We start from the raw sequence: 15892 nt of genomic DNA on the forward strand, positions 1-15892 counted from the left end.
CGCGCTCGCATGAACTCCCTCACCCCCGCCGAGGGTCCCGCCTGGACAGCGATCTGCGTGGCGGCCCGGTGGGCCAACGTCCGCCGCGGTGTCGAGGGCGGCCAGCTGCTGCGGGTTGCCGACGGTCGGATGCTGTGGCTCCTGCGCGACGGGCAGCCGCGCACCCTGCGCCAGCTCGCGGAGGAGCTCGACCTGGAGCAGTCGACCGTCAACCGACAGGTCCACGCCGCCCTCGACTCCGGCATCATCGTGCGGTTCAGGCCGCAGGACTCCGCCTCCTACGTGGTGACGATGAGCGACGAAGGGGAGGCCCGCTTCCGGTCTGACATGGGGCGCCTCACGAGCGTCTACGAGCGGGCCCTCGCGGTGATCCCGGAGCAGGAGCAGGAGCGCTTCCTCGAGCACCTCGGCGCCTTCGTCGAGGGCCTCGACGAGGCGAGCCGTGCCACGCTGGTCCCATGACCTCCGGCGAGTCGATCCGTGAGCACGCCCTCTCCCTTCCCGAGGCGTGGCCGGACGAGCCGTGGGAGGGCGACCTGGTGGCCAAGGTCGGGCCGAGCGACAAGGGCAAGATCTTCGCCTTCCTCGGCGCGACCTCGCTCGGCGTCAAGGCCGGCGCCACCCGTGAGGAGGCGGACGAGTGGCTCGCCCGCTACCCGGACGACGCGTCGGTCATGGCCTACATCGGCCGCAACGGCTGGAACACGTTGGCGACCGACGGCGCGATCCCCCTCGAGGAGCTGCTCGAGGCCGTCGAGGACTCCTACGCCATGGTCGTGGCCAAGCTGCCCAAGAAGCACCGGCCGACCACCTGAGCCGCCGCTGCGGCCGACCACGCGAGAGCCCCTGAGCAGACACCTGCTCAGGGGCTCGTCGTTCTTGTGTGGAGACTAGGGGGTTCGAACCCCTGACCCCCGCCTTGCAAAGGCGGTGCTCTACCAGCTGAGCTAAGTCCCCTGGTTCAGTTGTCCTACGGGCGGATCAGGACCGCCGGTCCGAGGCCGCGGCCCACGCTCCGCCGGGACCAGCCGGTCCGGGGGTGCTGGTCATGCGGCTGGTGGCGGCGTGCAGGTCCTTCTCGGACCGTTGCTGCTCGACCTTGCGCTTGACATATGCCGCGCCGGCAGCGGCCGCGACGAGTACGAGAACCTTCTTCATGGAACTCTCCTCACCGTAGGACGTGGTGGGCCCAGGAGGACTTGAACCTCCGACCTCTTCGTTATCAGCGAAGCGCTCTAACCGCCTGAGCTATGGGCCCGTGCTGCGCCGTGGATCTCTCCGTGGCGCGACGCCCGAGATTACCCCACACCCGCCGCCGAAACCAAAACGGCGACGGGCACGCGGATCAGTCGTCGGTCAGCGTCATGTGCACGCCGCCGACCAGGCTGGCGACGATGTTGTAGAGGAAGGCCCCCAAGGTCGCGATGGCCGTCCACAGGAAGACGTCGACGACCGCGATGACGATCGACAGCGAGACGACCCGGCCGAAGCCGAGGAAGTCCATGACGTCGAACTTCTCGCCCGAGCCGTCGCCGATGATCTGGCCCGCGAGCTCGTTGACGGAGTCGAAGACCCCCATCGCGGACAGCAGGATCCACATGACGGCGGCCATGACGACCAGGGCGATGCCCATGGCCACCGAGACGAGGAAGCCGACCTTCATCACCGAGAAGGGGTCGACCCGCGACACCATGAGCTTGACCCGACGGCCAGCCTTGGGGGCAGGGCGCGAGCCTGGGCCCGCGGCCTGCGAACGGCGGGACTGCGACGAGCCGGCGGCCGTTCTCACGGCCGTGGTCTCTCCTGTCGAGCTCACTCCTGGTCACCTCCGGGGGCGTCCCCCTGCTGGGCGGGATCCACCGGGTCATTCCCGGTGGACTGCACGTCAGGGTCCGACGCTACATCGTCAGGCTGCGCCTCACCGTCAGCCACGACCTCCGCGTCGTCATCACCGCGGTCGACATTGCGTGCCACGGCGACGATCGAGTCGCCCTTGCGAGGCTTGGCGAAGGTGACGCCCTGGGTGTTGCGGCTGGTGCGGCTGATCTCGGTGACGGCGGAGCGGACGATGTTGCCCTTCTCCATGACCACCATGACCTCGTCGTCCTCGTCCACGGCGAGCGCACCGACGAGGTGGCCCCCCTTGCCCGACTTGGCCGCGGTGACGCCCAGCCCGGCGCGGCCCTTGGCCGCCCACTGGGAGGCCGCGGTGCGCTTGGCCACGCCGTTCTCGAAGACGACGAAGACGTCCGGGTCGCTCCCTTCGGGGATGACGTTGAGCGCCAGCAGCGAGTCGTCGCCGCGGAACTTCATGCCGGTGACGCCGCTCGTCGAGCGGCCCATCGGCCGCAGCACGTCGTCGGTGGCGTGGAAGCGCACGGACATGGCCTCGCGCGAGACGAGCAGCAGGTCGTCCTCGGCGGAGACCAGACCGACGCCGACGAGCTCGTCGTCCTCGCGCAGCTTGATCGCGATGAGCCCGCCGCTGCGCGGCGAGTCGTACTCGGTCAGGCGGGTCTTCTTGACCAGGCCGCGCTTCGTCGCCAGGACGAGGTAGGGGGCCGCCTCGTAGTCCTTGATCGCGTAGACCGCGGCGATCTGCTCGTCCGGCTGGAAGGCCAGCAGGTTGGCCACGTGCTGGCCCCTGCCGTCACGCGCGGCCTCCGGCAGCTCGTAGGCCTTGACGCGGTACACCCGGCCGAGGTTGGTGAAGAAGAGCAGCCAGTGGTGCGAGGTGGTCGTGAAGAAGTTGCGCACGACGTCCTCGCCACGAAGGGAGGCACCGCGCACCCCCTTGCCGCCGCGCTTCTGCGCGCGGTACTCGTCGACCCGCGTGCGCTTGGCGTAGCCCCCGCGGGTGATCGTGACGACCACGTCCTCCTCGGGGATGAGGTCCTCCATGGCGACGTCGCCGTCGTAGGGGAGGATCCGGCTGCGTCGGTCGTCGCCGTAGCGGTCGACGATCTCACCGAGCTCGTCCTTGACGATCTGTCGCTGCCGCTCGGGCTTGGCGAGGATGTCCTTGTAGTCGATGATCCGGGTCTCGATCTCGTCGTGCTCGTCGATGATCTTCTGCCGCTCCAGGGCCGCGAGGCGCCGCAGCTGGAGGTTGAGGATCGCCATGGCCTGCAGCTCGTCGATGTCGAGGAGCTCGATCAGGCCGGTCCGGGCCTCGTCGACCGTGGGGGAGCGACGGATGAGCGCGATGACCTCGTCGAGCATGTCGAGGGCCTTGAGGTAGCCGCGCAGGATGTGGATCGCGGCCTCGTCCTTGCGCAGCCGGTACTCGGTGCGCCGCACGATGACATCGATCTGGTGCTCGACCCAGTGCCGGATGAAGGCCGAGATCGGCAGCGTGCGCGGCACGCCGTCGACGAGGGCGAGCATGTTGGCGCCGAAGTTGGTCTGCAGCTGGGTGTGCTTGTAGAGGTTGTTGAGCACGACCTTGGCGACCGCGTCCCGCTTCAGGACGATGACGAGGCGCTGACCGGTGCGACCGGAGGTCTCGTCGCGGATGTCGGCGATGCCCGACAGGCGGCCTTCCTTGGTCATCTCGGCGATCTTCTGCGCCAGCGCGTCGGGGTTGACCTGGTAGGGCAGCTCGGTGACGACGAGGCAGGTACGACCCTGGATCTCCTCGACCTCGACGACCGCGCGCATGATGATCGAGCCGCGGCCCGTGCGGTAGGCGTCCTCGATCCCGCGGGTACCCATGATGAGCGCACCCGTCGGGAAGTCGGGGCCCTTGATGAAGCCCATGACGGCCTCGAGGGCCTCCTCACGGGTGGACTCCGGGTGGTTGAGCATCCACTGGGCGGCGTCGGCGACCTCCCGCAGGTTGTGCGGGGGGATCTGGGTGGCCATGCCGACGGCGATGCCGGCGGAGCCGTTGGCCAGCAGGTTGGGGAAGCGGGCGGGCAGCACGTCCGGCTGCATCGTCTTGCCGTCGTAGTTGGGGACGAAGTCGACCGTCTCCTGGTCGATGTCGCGCACCAGCTCCAGCGATAGCGGGGCCATCTTGCACTCGGTGTACCGGGGGGCGGCCGCGCCGTCGTTGCCGGCGGAGCCGAAGTTGCCCTGCCCGTCGATGAGCGGGTAGCGCAGCGACCACGGCTGGACGAGACGCACCATCGCGTCGTAGATCGCGCTGTCACCGTGCGGGTGGTACTGGCCCATGACGTCGCCGACGACGCGCGAGCACTTGTTGTACCCGCGGTCGGGCCGGTAGCCGCCGTCGTACATCGCGTAGACGATGCGGCGATGGACGGGCTTGAGGCCGTCGCGCACGTCGGGCAGCGCACGGGAGACGATCACGCTCATCGCGTACTCGATGTAGCTGCGCTGCATCTCCGCGTTGAGGTCGATCGGCTCGGTGCGGTCGGTCTCGGGAGGAGTGGTGGGGATGTCGGTCATGTGCTCAGGTCACCTCGGGGTCGTGCCGAAGGGGGATGGTCGGACACCTCGCGGAGCCGGCCACGCGGGTTCTTGGGGGCACTCGGGGGGCGGACCCCCGCGCGTGCTTCTTGGGGGGGCAGGCGGGGGGGCGTAGCCCCCCGAGCGTTCAGATGTCGAGGAAGCGCACGTCGCGCGCGTTCTTCTGGATGAAGCTGCGGCGCGACTCGACGTCCTCGCCCATGAGCACGGCGAAGATCTCGTCGGCCGCGGCGGCGTCGTCGAGGGTCACCTGGAGCAGGACGCGGCTGTCGGGAGCCATCGTGGTCTCCCACAGCTCCTGGTAGTTCATCTCGCCCAGACCCTTGTAGCGCTGGATGGCGTTGTCCTTGGGCAGTCGCCACCCCTTCGACTGGCCCTCGGCGACCCGCGCGTCGCGCTCACGGTCGGTGAAGGCGAACTCGTGGTCGTGGTTGGACCACTTGAGCCGGTAGAGCGGGGGCTGGGCCAGGTAGACGTAACCGGCCTCGATGAGCGGCTTCATGAAGCGGAAGAGGAGCGTCAGCAGCAGCGTGCGGATGTGCATGCCGTCGACATCGGCATCGGCCATCAGCACGATCTTGTGATAGCGCGCCTTGGCGATGTCGAAGTCCTCGCCGATGCCCGTGCCGAAGGCCGAGATCAGCGCCTGGACCTCCTGGTTGGCCAGCACGCGGTCGATCCGTGCCTTCTCGACGTTGAGGATCTTGCCGCGGATGGGCAGGATCGCCTGGTTCTCCGGGTTGCGCCCGGCCTTGGCGGAGCCGCCGGCGGAGTCACCCTCGACGATGAAGACCTCGGAGACCGTGGGGTCCTTGGTCTGGCAGTCCGAGAGCTTGCCCGGCAGGCCGCCGGACTCCATCAGGCCCTTGCGTCGGGTGGCCTCGCGTGCCTTGCGGGCGGCCATCCGGGCGGCGGCAGCCTGCACGGACTTGCGCACGATGTCCTTGCCCTCGTTGGGGTGGGCCTCGAGCCAGTGGCCGAACTCGTCCGTCATGGCCCGCTGGACGAAGCCCTTGACCTCGGAGTTGCCCAGCTTGGTCTTGGTCTGGCCCTCGAACTGGGGCTCGCCGAGCTTGACCGAGATGACCGCCGTCAGGCCCTCACGGATGTCGTCACCGGTGAAGTTGTCGTCCTTGTCCTTGAGGAGGTTCTGCTTGCGCGCGAAGTCGTTGACCATCTTGGTCAACGCCGACCGGAAGCCCTCCTCGTGGGTGCCGCCCTCGTGGGTGTTGATCGCGTTGGCGTAGGTGTGCACCGACTCGCTGTAGGCACTCGTCCACTGCATGGCGATCTCGAGGGAGAGCTCACGCTCGGTGTCCTCGGTCTCCATCGAGATGATCTCGGCGGTGACCGGCTCGGCCTTCTTGGAGCTGACGAGGTGCTGCACGTAGTCGACGAGGCCGTTGTCGTAGCGGTAGGAGACCTTGCGTGCCTTCTTGGGGGCCGCGGTCTGCTCCTCCGAGTCGACGACCTCGGTGATGTCGGCGTCGACCGCGTCGAAGTCCTCGTCCTGGTCGGCCTCGGTGGGCTCGGGCACCCGCTCGTCGACGAGGTTGATCGTCAGGCCCTTGTTGAGGAAGGCCATCTGCTGGAACCGGGCGCGGATCGTCTCCCAGTCGTACTCGACCGTCTCGAAGATCTCCTCGTTGGCCCAGTAGGTGATCGTGGTCCCGGTCGCATCGGTCTCCTCCTCGCGCTGGAGGGGTCCCATCGGCACGCCGTGCTCGAAGGACATCCGGTGCGCGTAGCCCTTCTGCCGGACGCACACGTCCAGGCGGCTCGACAGGGCGTTGACGACGGACGAGCCGACGCCGTGCAGACCGCCGGAGACCTTGTAGCCGCCGCCGCCGAACTTGCCACCGGCGTGCAGCTGCGTCAGGACGAGCTCGACAGCCGAGATGCCCTCGGCCTCGTGGATGTCGGTGGGGATGCCGCGGCCGTTGTCCTTGACCCGCACCGCGCCGTTGTCCATGAGCGTGACGTCGATGGTGTCGGCGTGACCTGCCATCGCCTCGTCCACGGCGTTGTCGACGATCTCCCACACGAGGTGGTGCAGACCGCGCTCACCCGTGGAACCGATGTACATGCCGGGCCGCTTGCGCACCGCCTCGAGGCCCTCGAGGACCTGGATGGCGCTCGCGTCGTACTCGGGACCCCCGGTGTCCGGGGACTTCGGCTGGTCATCAGGCGACTGCGCGTCTGCCACGGTGCTCCTCGAGCTGGTGCGGTGCATGGATTACCGCGGGCTGGCCCTCTGGGCTGGCACCGCGGCCTCAACCCCCTGATTCTACCCCTTCACCGCCCTGGGCGACGCATCTTGGGGGCCCCTGTGGGCACTTCTCGCCGCGGATACCCGTCGGCGACGACTCCCGGTACGTCGTCCGGCCCCTCAGGCGCTCTGAGAGCCGCTCCCGGCAACCGGCCGAGCAGGCCCGCGCGGCCGGGCCCGCCCCCTTCGCTCCGGGTCAGGGGCAGTGCCCGGTCGGCAGGTCGCCGCGGTGGCTGCGCAGCGCCTCCACGAGCTCGTCCGCCACCGCGATGCCCTCCTGGTGGTTGCCGGCGCGGACCTGCAGGGTGACGGCGGTGGCTCCCTTCGCCCCGGTCACGATGCCCAGCTGCCGCACGACGTAGCCGCCCGGGGTCGGACCCCAGCCACCCTTGTAACGAGCGCCGTCGATCCCACCGAGGCCCCATCGCTGCCCGTCCGCGACCCGGCCCATGGCCTGCGTGATCGACGTCGATCCGGCGAGGCAGGGGAGTGCGGCGGTGAAGCGCGTCTGGTCGGTGAGGCGCCAGGTCGACTGCCCGAAGGGGGAGTACCCGGGCACCGTGACCCGCGGCGGGACGCCGGTGCGGCGGTCGCGGCCCCGCTCGAGCTGCACCTCGACGGCCGTGGCCGCACGGTGGCCGCCGCCGAGATCCGCCCACAGCCGGCCGGCCGCCTCGTTGTCCGACGCGGTGAGGGCCCGGTCGATGTCGGGGCCCATCTGCTGTCCATGACCGGCCCGGACCACCGCCAGCGCGAGGGGCACCTTGATCGTCGACCAGGCCACGAGCGGCTGGGCGTCTCCGACGACCCGCACCGCTCCCTTCGTGCCGACCGGGGACCAGGCCACCGCGATCTCTGCCTCCGGGTGCGCACCGATGACCCGGCCGAGCGAGCGGGCCAGGGCCGTCGCCGGACGCCCGGTGGGCGCCGTCGTCGACGCGGTCGATGTCGACGACGACGTGCGTGGGGAGGTCGCACCGTCCGACCTCGCAGGCGACCCCGTGCACGCCGTGGTCAGGGCGACGAGCACCCCCACGCCAGCGGCCAGGAGGCGCCGCGCCATGTCAGTAGAGGACGACGACGGCGTTGTTGCCGCCGGTGCAGCGGGTGACCGCCGCGCCGGTGCAGGTCATCGTGTAGCTCTTGTCGGTCACGGGACTGCGGACCTCGAGGCTGGCACTGCCACCCTTGGGCTTCGCCGCGACATAGGCGTCACGCACGGCACTGGCGAAGGCGCACGAGGTGACCTCGCTACCGCGCCCGACGGCGACACCTGCCTTAGGCCCGGCGCACTCGGTGACGCCCCTCGGCGCCTTGCCCGGGCGCTTTGCCGACGAGGAGGAGGAGGAGGAGGACGTGCTCGTCGACGTCGAGGAGGTCGACGGCGGCGAGGTCGTCTCCTGCGAAGAGGTGGTCTCGGTGACCGTGGTGGACTGGGCCACCGGTGTGTCGTCGTCGCTGGTCGCCACCACGGCGCCACCGACGCACAGCGCGCCGAGCAGGACACCGCCGACGAGCACCGCCACCATCGCCAGCGGCGAGAGGCCACGGCGCGGGGGCTCGTGCTGGACCGCCGGCTGCTGGTGCTGTGCGGGTGTTGGGCTCCAGGTGGCGCTCGGCGGGGTCGTGGCCTGCGCGGGTGGCGTCGGGTCCGGCTCCCACCAGCCCTCGGGCACCGCGCCCTGGGGGGTGGGCTCCGGGGTGATGACGGGGCCCCGTCGCACGGCCTGGGTCGCTTCTTCGCGACGGCGCAGCTCGACGTCCTGCGTGGGCTCGTCGTCCGGGTGCTCGGCGAAGGCCGCCCCGCTCGGCTCGGTGGGCGCGGGGCCCATCCGTCCGGACGATGTCGGGTCGCCGAAGAAGTCGTCGAAGGCGTCGTCGCCGCCGTTCTTCGGTCCGCTCATGGTGACTCCTCTGGCATCTCGTCGCCCTCAGATCAAGAGCAGCACCTCACGATGCCATAACGACCGGGGGGGTCCGCCAATCGACGGTGTTCTGCTCGCAGTATGGTCCTCCGCCTCGCCGACGGGTCAGTCCAGCAGGTCGTCGATCGGCGCTTCGAGGTACCGCGTTGCGAAGGTGTCGGTCAGGTGGGTCCCCGGGCCGAAGATCAGCGTGCCGTCCACCACCGCGGGGTAGGTGCCGTCGCGACCATCGCGAGCCACGATCGGCTTGAGGTCGAGCAGCGGCACGCGCGGCCGCGAGCTGCGGGCCGCCGCGAGCATGGCATCGCGCGATCGTCCCCAGTGCTTCCGCGTCCACCGGAATCCGGTGCCGTGCTCGACCACCTCTGACAGGACGTCCTCCTTCGGGGCCGGGGTGACGGTGACGAGACGCACGTCGGCGTCCGCCTGCTCCCGCAGCCGGGCGACGGTGCGGATGACCTCACCCGTGTGGTCCATGCCCTGGCCCGTGAGCAGGACGATCGGTCGCTCCTCCTTGTCCGCGACGATCTGCTCGAGCACCTCCTCGCGCCACCGGCGCTCGTCGGGAGGGCCCTCGGCCGGCAGCACGAAGGACACCGTCGCCTTGGAGCGCGGTTTGAGCGCCAGACCACGCTTCTTCGCCACAGCCAGGGCCGGCGTCGCGAGCTGGGCGGCCATCGAGTCGCCCACGAGGTACAACGGACGCCCGTCCACGTCCCCGTAGACATTCGTCGTGGGCTGGTAGTCCGACCCCGTCAGGTGGTCACCCGTCCGGTAGACGAAGGACTGGTCCTTGAGCGCGACGTCGAGGGCGGGGGTGACCGACGCCTTCGGGCGGGGGGAGTATGCGGCGCCGGGCGAGCTGCACGCAGCCGCGCTACCAGCCAGCAGTGACACGCCCGCGGCCAACGAGACCAGTCGACGGCATCGGGCACGGACCATCGCGTGTGCTTCTCTCGTCGCGGGGTCAGGACGGGGGCAGACTCTACGTCCCGGGGACGACCCTGTCGATCTGCATGACGACGGCCTTGGGCTCGGTGAAGAACTCCCGGCTGAAGTTGCCGCCCTCGCGCCCGACGCCGGAGTCACCGACACCGCCGAAGGGAGTGCGCAGGTCGCGGATGAAGAAGCAGTTGACCCAGACCGTGCCCGCCCTGAGGTTGGAGCTGACGCGGTGGGCGCGAGAGAGGTTCTCGGTGAAGAGCATCGCGTTGAGCCCGTACCGGGTGTCGTTGGCCAGCTGCACGGCCTCCGCCTCGGTCTCGAAGCGGTTGACGACGCACACCGGGCCGAAGATCTCCTCGCAGTACTGCCTGGAGTCCAGCGGCAGATCGACCAGGACCGTGGGGCGCACGAGCCAGCGGCCCTCCTCGTCGACACCACCGGTGAGCATCCGGCCGCCCTGCTCCTCGATGCCCTCGAGGTAGCCCGAGACCTTGTCGAAGTGCTTCTTGCTCGCGAGCGAGGAGTACTTGACGTCCGGGTCGAAGGGGTCGCCGATCGTCAGTGCCTCGGCGGCCTCGACGAAGCGCTTCATGAACTCGTCGTAGATGCCGGACTGGACGAAGAGGCGCGAGCCCGCGAGGCAGATCTGACCCGAGTTGCGGAAGATCGCCTCGACCGCCCAGTGGACGGCGTTGTCGATGTCCGCATCGTCGAAGACGATGTTGGCGCCCTTGCCGCCCAGCTCGAGCGAGACGGGAGCCAGGTGGGTCGAGGCCGAGGCCATGACCGTCTTGCCCGTCGTCGACGAGCCGGTGAAGGTCACCCGGTCGACGCGGTCGTCGGCCGTGAGGGTCGACCCGGCCGGTGCGCCGTGCCCGTTGAGGACGTTGAGCACGCCCGGGGGGAACCCGGCCTCGACGGCCAGCCGCCCCAGCAGGGTCACCGACGCGGGCGTGTCCTCGCTCGGCTTGATGATGCACGTGTTGCCCCACGCGATGGCCGGCGCGATCTTCCACGTCGCCATCATCAGCGGGAAGTTCCACGGCGAGATCGCCGCGACGACCCCGACGGGGCCGAACTCGCTGTAGGTGTGGTGGCCCGACGGCATCGGGTAGACCTCACCGGTGTGGTCACGCTGGTGGTCGGCGAAGAAGCGGAAGTTGGCCACCGACCGGCCCACGTCGTGCTTGGCCTGGGCGAAGGGCTTGCCCATGTTGGTCGAGTCGAGCGTGGCCAGGTCGTCGGCCCGCTCCTCCATGAGGTCCGCGAGCTTGTGGATCGCCGCGGCGCGCTCTGGGCCGGTCATCCGCGGCCACGGACCCTCGTCGAAGGCCTTGCGGGCACTGGCGATCGCCCGCTCGGCGTCCTCGGCGCCGCCCTCGGCGGCCTGGGCGAACACCTCCTGGGTGTAGGGGTTCCACACGTCGAAGCGCTCGCCGGAGAGGCTCTCGACCTCGACGCCATCGATGATGTGACCGAAGAACTGGGTGCTCATGGGGTGCTCTCCTGGGGGTCTGCAGCCTGCGCGGCCTTGCGCTCGGTGATCGTGACGTCACCGGCGGCGAAGTGGTCGGTGGGGATCTCGTTGACGAGGACCCGGATGGCCTCCTTGGGCGCGACGCCGGTGTCGACGAGCGCCTCGGTGATCGCCGAGATCATCGATCGGATGGTCTCGGGCGTCCGCCCCTGCGTGAGCGTGACCTGGACGATCGGCACGTCACTCGCCCCCGTGGATCCGCACGGAGCCGAGGGTGGTGAAGTGCAGCGAGATGGAGGACCCGGGGGTGGCGAAGTACGCGTCGGTCATCCCACCGGTGAGCACGATCCAGCCGGCCTCGATGGCGTGACCTCGGGTGGCGAGGTCGTTGGCAGCGAGGGCGAGCGCCTCGCCGGGGTGGCCCTGCACGGCGGCACCGGTCGCCGAGTCGACGACCTGACCGCCGACCTCGACGAGGACGGCCTCGGTCGACAGGTCCAGGGCACTCGGCGGGACGGACACGGGACCGGTGACGAAGGCGCCCGAGCTCGCGTTGTCGGCGATGACGTCACCGGCGGCGAACTTGAAGTCCTTGTAGCGGCTGTCGATGACCTCGGCACCGCCGAGGACCTGGTCGACGGCCGCCATCGCCTGCGCGGCGGTGACCCCGGGTCCCTCGAGCCGCTCGCCCATGACGAAGACGATCTCCGGCTCGATGCGCGGGTGGATCAGCTTGTCCTGCGGCACGGGGTCGCCGGCCGGCAGGATCATCGCGTCCGTGAGCCACGCGACGAAGGGGGTCTCGACCCCCATGCGCTGCTGCTTGGCCCGCGAGGTGAGCCCCAGCTTGATGCCGATGAGCTTCTCGCCGCGGTCGAGGCGACGCTGCAGGGTGAGGTCCTGGATCTCGTAGCCGGTGGCCACGTCCAGCTCGGGCCACTCGTCGGTGAACTTCACCCGGTCGCGCCGCTCGTCCTCACATGCCAGGAGCTCGGTCGCGACCGACTCCACATCCCATGCCGCCATCAGACGCTCGCCTTCTTCTTGCCGTCGCGCAGCTCGAGCGCCACGTCGATGATCATGTCTTCCTGGCCGCCGACGTAGCCGTACTCGCCGACCTTCATCAGGATCTCGTGGGCCGGGACGCCGTAGCGCTCGGCCGCGCGCTCCGCGTGCAGCAGGAAGGAGCTGTACACACCCGCGTAGCCCTGGGTGATCGAGGAGCGGTCCATGATCGGCATCCGGCGGATGAAGGGCTTGACGACGTCCTCCGCCGCGCCCAGGACGCCGTTGATGTCGACGCCCGTGCGGATGCCGAGGCGCTCGAAGGAGGTCGCCAGCACCTCGGTGGGGGAGTTGCCGGCCCCGGCGCCGAGGGCGCACAGCGAGCCGTCGATCTGCCGGGCACCGGCCCGGTAGGCCAGGACGGAGTTGGCCACGCCGAAGGACATGTTCTGGTGGCCGTGGTAGCCGACCTGGGCGTCGTTGCCGATCTCGGCGACGATCGCGGACACGCGGTCCGAGACGTCCTCGAGGATCAGGGCGCCGGCGCTGTCGACGACGTAGACGCACTGGCAGCCGGCGTCGACCATGATGCGGGCCTGCTTGGCCAGCTCCTCGGGGGAGATCATGTGGCTGAGCATGAGGAACCCGACGGTCTCCATCCCGAGCTCACGAGCCGCGCCGAAGTGCTGGATCGAGACATCGGCCTCGGTGCAGTGCGTGGCGATGCGGGCGATCTGGGCGCCCATGTTGTGCGCCTCGTGCAGCTTTTCCACAGTCCCCAGGCCCGGGAGCATGAGGACGGCGATCTTGGCCTGGTGCGCCTCGGCCACCGCGGCCTTGATGAGGGACATCTCGTCGACGGCGGAGAAGCCGTAGTTGAAGGACGAGCCGCCGAGGCCGTCGCCGTGGGTCACCTCGATGACCTGGACACCGGCGTCGTCGAGGGCGCGGACCGTGGTGCGCACCTGCTCCTCGGTGAACTGGTGGGACATGGCGTGCGAGCCGTCGCGGAGGGTGGTGTCCGTGAGACGGACGTCCACGTCGCCTGAGAACTCGGGGATCGGATGCGTCATCTCGTTGCTCATGCGGGGACCTCCTGGCCGGTCGTGGCGGCGTCCGTGGCGACCCAGCCGGAGTCGACCCCGAGCTTGTGGGCCACCATCATGTCGCCCACGCGGGCGGCGGCGGACGTGATGATGTCGAGGTTGCCGGCGTACTCCGGCAGGTAGTCGCCGCGTCCCTTGACCTCGATCGGGACGGTGACGCGAGCCATGCCGTTCCACAGGTCACGGGCGTCGTCGAACTGCGGGTCGGCCCGCAGGTGGTAGCCGGGCACGTACTCCTGCACGCGGGCGACCATCGCGTGGATGGACTCCTCGAGCTGGTCGCGCAGGGCGCCCGCCTCGGCTGCCGCCTGGGGGATCGCGCAGAAGACGGTGTTGCGCATCATCAGCGGCGGCTCGACGGGGTTGAGGATGATGATCGCCTTGCCGCTCTTGGCGCCACCGACGACCTCGAGCGCCTCGCTCGTCGTCTCGGTGAACTCGTCGATGTTGGCACGGGTACCCGGGCCGGCCGACTTGCTCGAGATCGAGGCGACGATCTCGGCGTAGGGCACGTCGACGACGGAGGAGACGGCTGCGACGATCGGCGTCGTCGCCTGGCCACCGCAGGTGATCATGTTGACGTTCATCGCGTCGAGGTTGAAGTCGAGGTTGACCGGCGGGCAGAGGTAGGGCCCGACGGCGGCCGGCGTGAGGTCGACGGCGAGGATCCCGGCCTCGGCGTACTTCGGCGCGTTGGCCTGGTGGGCCTTGGCCGAGGTGCACTCGAAGACGACGTCCGGCAGCTCGTCCTGGGCGAGGAGCCAGTCGACGCCCTCGTGGCTGGCCTCGAGGCCGAGCGTCTTGGCGCGACGCAGGCCGTCGCTGGTCGGGTCGACGCCCACCATCCAGCGGGGGTCGAGCACCTCCGACCGACGCATGAGCTTGAACATCAGGTCGGTCCCGATGTTGCCGGGGCCGACGATGGCGGCAGTTCCCTTGGTCCTGGTGGTCATGGGTGCACCTTTCACTTGTCTGCGAACACGGCGGTGACGCTGCCGAGACCACCGAAGGTCGCGGTGAAGACGTCGCCCGGCGCGACGGGGACCATCGAGGTGACGGACCCGGGGAGGATGACGTGACCGGCCTCGAGGGTCGTGCCGAGGGCACCGACCGTGTTGGCCAGCCACACGAGGCTGGTGATGGGGGAGCCGAGCACGGCGCCACCGGCACCGGTCCCGACGACCTGGGAGTTGCGGGTGAAGACGCAGCCGGTGAGGCGCAGGTCGACGTCCTCGAGGCGGGTGGGGGTGGAGCCGAGGACGAAGCCGCCCGAGCTGGCGTTGTCGGCGATGGTGTCGACGAGCGTGATCTTCCAGTCCGCGACGCGGCTGTCGACGACCTCGAGGGCGGGCAGCACGTAGTCGACCGCGTCGATGGCCTCGGTGACCGTGACCCCGGGGCCGGTGAGCGGCTTGCGCAGGACGAAGGCGATCTCCGGCTCGACGCGCGGCTGGAGGTAGGTGTCCAGCGGGATCGGCTGGTGCTCCAGGTGGGCGAAGTCGTCGGTGAGGTGACCGAAGTCCGGCTGGTCGACGCCCAGCTGCTTCTGCATCGCGAGCGAGGTCAGACCGACCTTGTGCCCGATGATGCGGCGCCCCCCTTCGGTCCAGGTGCGCACCTGCGCGAGCTGGATCGCGTAGGCGTCCTCGACGGTCAGGCCGTCGAACTGCTCGGTGAGGGGAGCGATCGGGGTACCGGTCTCGTAGGCCTGCAGCAGCAGCTGCGCGGCCTTGGCCTGGTCGGGGGTGGACTCCATGGTGGTCACGCTAGGACTGCCCTTCGTGGGTCGGGGGAGTCGTTCCCGCGGGGGGAACGTGGCTCTGAGGGTGCGGTGGGTCAGGGGACGTAGCTCTTGGCGATGCGGTTAGCGGCGGCAGTGAGAAGGGGGACGACGCGGCGGAGGTCGGCGTCGATGAGCGGCGTCGGGCCGAGGACCGAGATGGACCCGACGGCCATGCCGCGGGAGCGGATCGGGACGGCCACCGAGCTGGCCCCGACGAAGGAGCCGGAGTGCAGCACCGCGTGACCGCGGCGGCGCACGTCGGCGAGCGCCGCGTCCCACTCGGAGGCCCTGCGGATCGTGCCGCGCGCCTTGGGCGGGAAGCCCGCCTCACGCCGGTCGTGCTCCACGGTCGGGTTGAAGGCCGCGATCGCCAGGCCCGAGCTCGTGCAGTGCGCCCCCTGGCGACGACCGCTGTGACCCAGGATGCGCACCCCGTCCATCGACTCGATCCGCTCGATGTAGACGACGTCCGCACCGTCGGGGACGCCGAGGTTGACCGTGTGACCGGTCTGCTCGGCCACCGCCTGCATCACCGGCAGCGCCACGTGGCGTAGCCCGTTGCGGGCGTGGGAGAGCATCCCGAGCTCGTAGAGGTGCAGGCCCAGCCGGTAGAGACCGTTGGCGTCCTGCTCCACGAAGCCGCGACCGGCGAGCGTGCTGAGCACCCGGTGCGCGGTCGACTTGGCGACGCCGAGCCTCCGTGCGACATCGGAGACGCCGAGCGCCGAGTCCACGGCGAAGCACTCGAGCACGTCGAGAGCCGTGCCGACCGACCTCAGCCCACCGGCAGCAGCCCGCTTGGGGGTCGAGGTGCACCAGGCATCCTCGGAGGCTGCCTGCGGGAAGGGGTCGTGAGTCGCCGTGGTCATCTTCGTCCACACTTTCTCTGGGTCGGTGTGTTCACTGTCGCCTCGGACTGGGGCATGATCAAGGAGTGCGTTCCGATCA

Annotated in this window: 16 protein-coding genes and 2 tRNA genes; 2 read left to right on the top strand and 16 right to left on the bottom strand. The window is 69.8% G+C overall.

What is annotated here, in order from left to right; translation table 11 throughout:
* The first annotated feature begins 9 nt into the window (after positions 1 to 9).
* Both EXU32_RS15295 and EXU32_RS15300 read left to right on the top strand, forming a co-directional pair.
* Complete coding sequence (locus EXU32_RS15295; RefSeq protein WP_130630682.1) at positions 10 to 462, top strand: MarR family winged helix-turn-helix transcriptional regulator; 453 nt, start codon at positions 10 to 12, stop codon at positions 460 to 462.
* Positions 459 to 815, top strand: a complete 357-nt coding sequence (locus EXU32_RS15300) for an MmcQ/YjbR family DNA-binding protein (protein ID WP_130630683.1) — start codon at positions 459 to 461, stop codon at positions 813 to 815. Before EXU32_RS15295 ends, EXU32_RS15300 begins: the two co-directional genes overlap by 4 nt.
* A gap of 69 nt (positions 816 to 884) precedes the next feature.
* Here EXU32_RS15300 and EXU32_RS15305 read toward each other — a convergent pair.
* The 16 genes from EXU32_RS15305 to EXU32_RS15375 form a co-directional block, all read right to left on the bottom strand.
* Positions 885 to 957, bottom strand: a tRNA-Ala gene (locus EXU32_RS15305).
* A gap of 24 nt (positions 958 to 981) precedes the next feature.
* A complete protein-coding gene (locus tag EXU32_RS17245) occupies positions 982 to 1158 on the bottom strand; it encodes a DLW-39 family protein (RefSeq protein WP_165399708.1) in 177 nt (58 codons plus the stop codon).
* 23 nt (positions 1159 to 1181) lie between these two features.
* Positions 1182 to 1258 (bottom strand) — tRNA-Ile (locus EXU32_RS15310).
* Positions 1259 to 1345: 87 nt separating this feature from the next.
* Positions 1346 to 1693: a DUF3566 domain-containing protein gene (locus EXU32_RS15315; RefSeq protein ID WP_130630684.1), complete on the bottom strand. Its 348-nt coding sequence runs from the start codon at positions 1691 to 1693 to the stop codon at positions 1346 to 1348.
* Positions 1694 to 1812: 119 nt separating this feature from the next.
* The gene (gene gyrA, locus EXU32_RS15320) at positions 1813 to 4413 is read right to left on the bottom strand and encodes a DNA gyrase subunit A (RefSeq protein WP_130630685.1); all 2601 of its coding nucleotides are present in this window, start codon (positions 4411 to 4413) and stop codon (positions 1813 to 1815) included.
* Positions 4414 to 4561: 148 nt separating this feature from the next.
* A complete protein-coding gene (gene gyrB / locus EXU32_RS15325; RefSeq protein WP_431603030.1) occupies positions 4562 to 6667 on the bottom strand; it encodes a DNA topoisomerase (ATP-hydrolyzing) subunit B in 2106 nt (701 codons plus the stop codon).
* 232 nt (positions 6668 to 6899) lie between these two features.
* Positions 6900 to 7766, bottom strand: coding sequence for a hypothetical protein (locus tag EXU32_RS15330; RefSeq protein ID WP_130630687.1), 867 nt, complete (start codon positions 7764 to 7766; stop codon positions 6900 to 6902).
* A gap of 1 nt (position 7767) precedes the next feature.
* Positions 7768 to 8607, bottom strand: coding sequence for a hypothetical protein (locus EXU32_RS15335; protein WP_130630688.1), 840 nt, complete (start codon positions 8605 to 8607; stop codon positions 7768 to 7770).
* 126 nt (positions 8608 to 8733) lie between these two features.
* Complete coding sequence (locus EXU32_RS15340) at positions 8734 to 9570, bottom strand: SGNH hydrolase domain-containing protein (protein WP_130630689.1); 837 nt, start codon at positions 9568 to 9570, stop codon at positions 8734 to 8736.
* Positions 9571 to 9613: 43 nt separating this feature from the next.
* On the bottom strand, positions 9614 to 11068 hold the full coding sequence (locus tag EXU32_RS15345; protein ID WP_130630690.1) for an aldehyde dehydrogenase: 1455 nt from the start codon (positions 11066 to 11068) through the stop codon (positions 9614 to 9616).
* Positions 11065 to 11289 carry a tautomerase family protein gene (locus tag EXU32_RS15350; protein WP_130630691.1) on the bottom strand — a complete coding sequence of 75 codons (225 nt, stop codon included), beginning with the start codon at positions 11287 to 11289 and terminating at the stop codon, positions 11065 to 11067. The genes EXU32_RS15345 and EXU32_RS15350 overlap by 4 nt, the downstream gene beginning before the upstream one ends.
* A 1-nt stretch (position 11290) precedes the next feature.
* Positions 11291 to 12076, bottom strand: coding sequence for a 2-keto-4-pentenoate hydratase (locus EXU32_RS15355; RefSeq protein ID WP_130630692.1), 786 nt, complete (start codon positions 12074 to 12076; stop codon positions 11291 to 11293).
* Positions 12076 to 13140, bottom strand: a complete 1065-nt coding sequence (dmpG, locus tag EXU32_RS15360) for a 4-hydroxy-2-oxovalerate aldolase (RefSeq protein WP_242612813.1) — start codon at positions 13138 to 13140, stop codon at positions 12076 to 12078. Before dmpG ends, EXU32_RS15355 begins: the two co-directional genes overlap by 1 nt.
* The gene (locus tag EXU32_RS15365; protein ID WP_130630693.1) at positions 13137 to 14114 is read right to left on the bottom strand and encodes an acetaldehyde dehydrogenase (acetylating); all 978 of its coding nucleotides are present in this window, start codon (positions 14112 to 14114) and stop codon (positions 13137 to 13139) included. Before EXU32_RS15365 ends, dmpG begins: the two co-directional genes overlap by 4 nt.
* A gap of 11 nt (positions 14115 to 14125) precedes the next feature.
* Positions 14126 to 14917 carry a 2-keto-4-pentenoate hydratase gene (locus EXU32_RS15370; protein WP_130630694.1) on the bottom strand — a complete coding sequence of 264 codons (792 nt, stop codon included), beginning with the start codon at positions 14915 to 14917 and terminating at the stop codon, positions 14126 to 14128.
* An 80-nt stretch (positions 14918 to 14997) separates the two neighbouring features.
* Positions 14998 to 15813 carry an IclR family transcriptional regulator gene (locus tag EXU32_RS15375; protein WP_130630695.1) on the bottom strand — a complete coding sequence of 272 codons (816 nt, stop codon included), beginning with the start codon at positions 15811 to 15813 and terminating at the stop codon, positions 14998 to 15000.
* Positions 15814 to 15892 lie beyond the last annotated feature (79 nt).

It is taken from the genome of Janibacter limosus, assembly GCF_004295485.1.
Lineage (GTDB): Bacteria > Actinomycetota > Actinomycetes > Actinomycetales > Dermatophilaceae > Janibacter > Janibacter limosus_A.

Coding starts and splice junctions, on each gene's coding strand:
- EXU32_RS15330 (WP_130630687.1), bottom strand. CDS start 7,766: ATGGCGCGGCGCCTCCTGGCCGCTGGCGTGGGGGTGCTCGTCGCCCTG.
- EXU32_RS15355 (WP_130630692.1), bottom strand. CDS start 12,076: ATGGCGGCATGGGATGTGGAGTCGGTCGCGACCGAGCTCCTGGCATGT.
- EXU32_RS15340 (WP_130630689.1), bottom strand. CDS start 9,570: ATGGTCCGTGCCCGATGCCGTCGACTGGTCTCGTTGGCCGCGGGCGTG.
- EXU32_RS17245 (WP_165399708.1), bottom strand. CDS start 1,158: ATGAAGAAGGTTCTCGTACTCGTCGCGGCCGCTGCCGGCGCGGCATAT.
- EXU32_RS15315 (WP_130630684.1), bottom strand. CDS start 1,693: ATGGTGTCGCGGGTCGACCCCTTCTCGGTGATGAAGGTCGGCTTCCTC.
- EXU32_RS15345 (WP_130630690.1), bottom strand. CDS start 11,068: ATGAGCACCCAGTTCTTCGGTCACATCATCGATGGCGTCGAGGTCGAG.
- gyrA (WP_130630685.1), bottom strand. CDS start 4,413: ATGACCGACATCCCCACCACTCCTCCCGAGACCGACCGCACCGAGCCG.
- EXU32_RS15375 (WP_130630695.1), bottom strand. CDS start 15,813: ATGACCACGGCGACTCACGACCCCTTCCCGCAGGCAGCCTCCGAGGAT.
- EXU32_RS15335 (WP_130630688.1), bottom strand. CDS start 8,607: ATGAGCGGACCGAAGAACGGCGGCGACGACGCCTTCGACGACTTCTTC.
- dmpG (WP_242612813.1), bottom strand. CDS start 13,140: ATGAGCAACGAGATGACGCATCCGATCCCCGAGTTCTCAGGCGACGTG.
- gyrB (WP_431603030.1), bottom strand. CDS start 6,667: ATGCACCGCACCAGCTCGAGGAGCACCGTGGCAGACGCGCAGTCGCCT.
- EXU32_RS15295 (WP_130630682.1), top strand. CDS start 10: ATGAACTCCCTCACCCCCGCCGAGGGTCCCGCCTGGACAGCGATCTGC.
- EXU32_RS15300 (WP_130630683.1), top strand. CDS start 459: ATGACCTCCGGCGAGTCGATCCGTGAGCACGCCCTCTCCCTTCCCGAG.
- EXU32_RS15370 (WP_130630694.1), bottom strand. CDS start 14,917: ATGGAGTCCACCCCCGACCAGGCCAAGGCCGCGCAGCTGCTGCTGCAG.
- EXU32_RS15365 (WP_130630693.1), bottom strand. CDS start 14,114: ATGACCACCAGGACCAAGGGAACTGCCGCCATCGTCGGCCCCGGCAAC.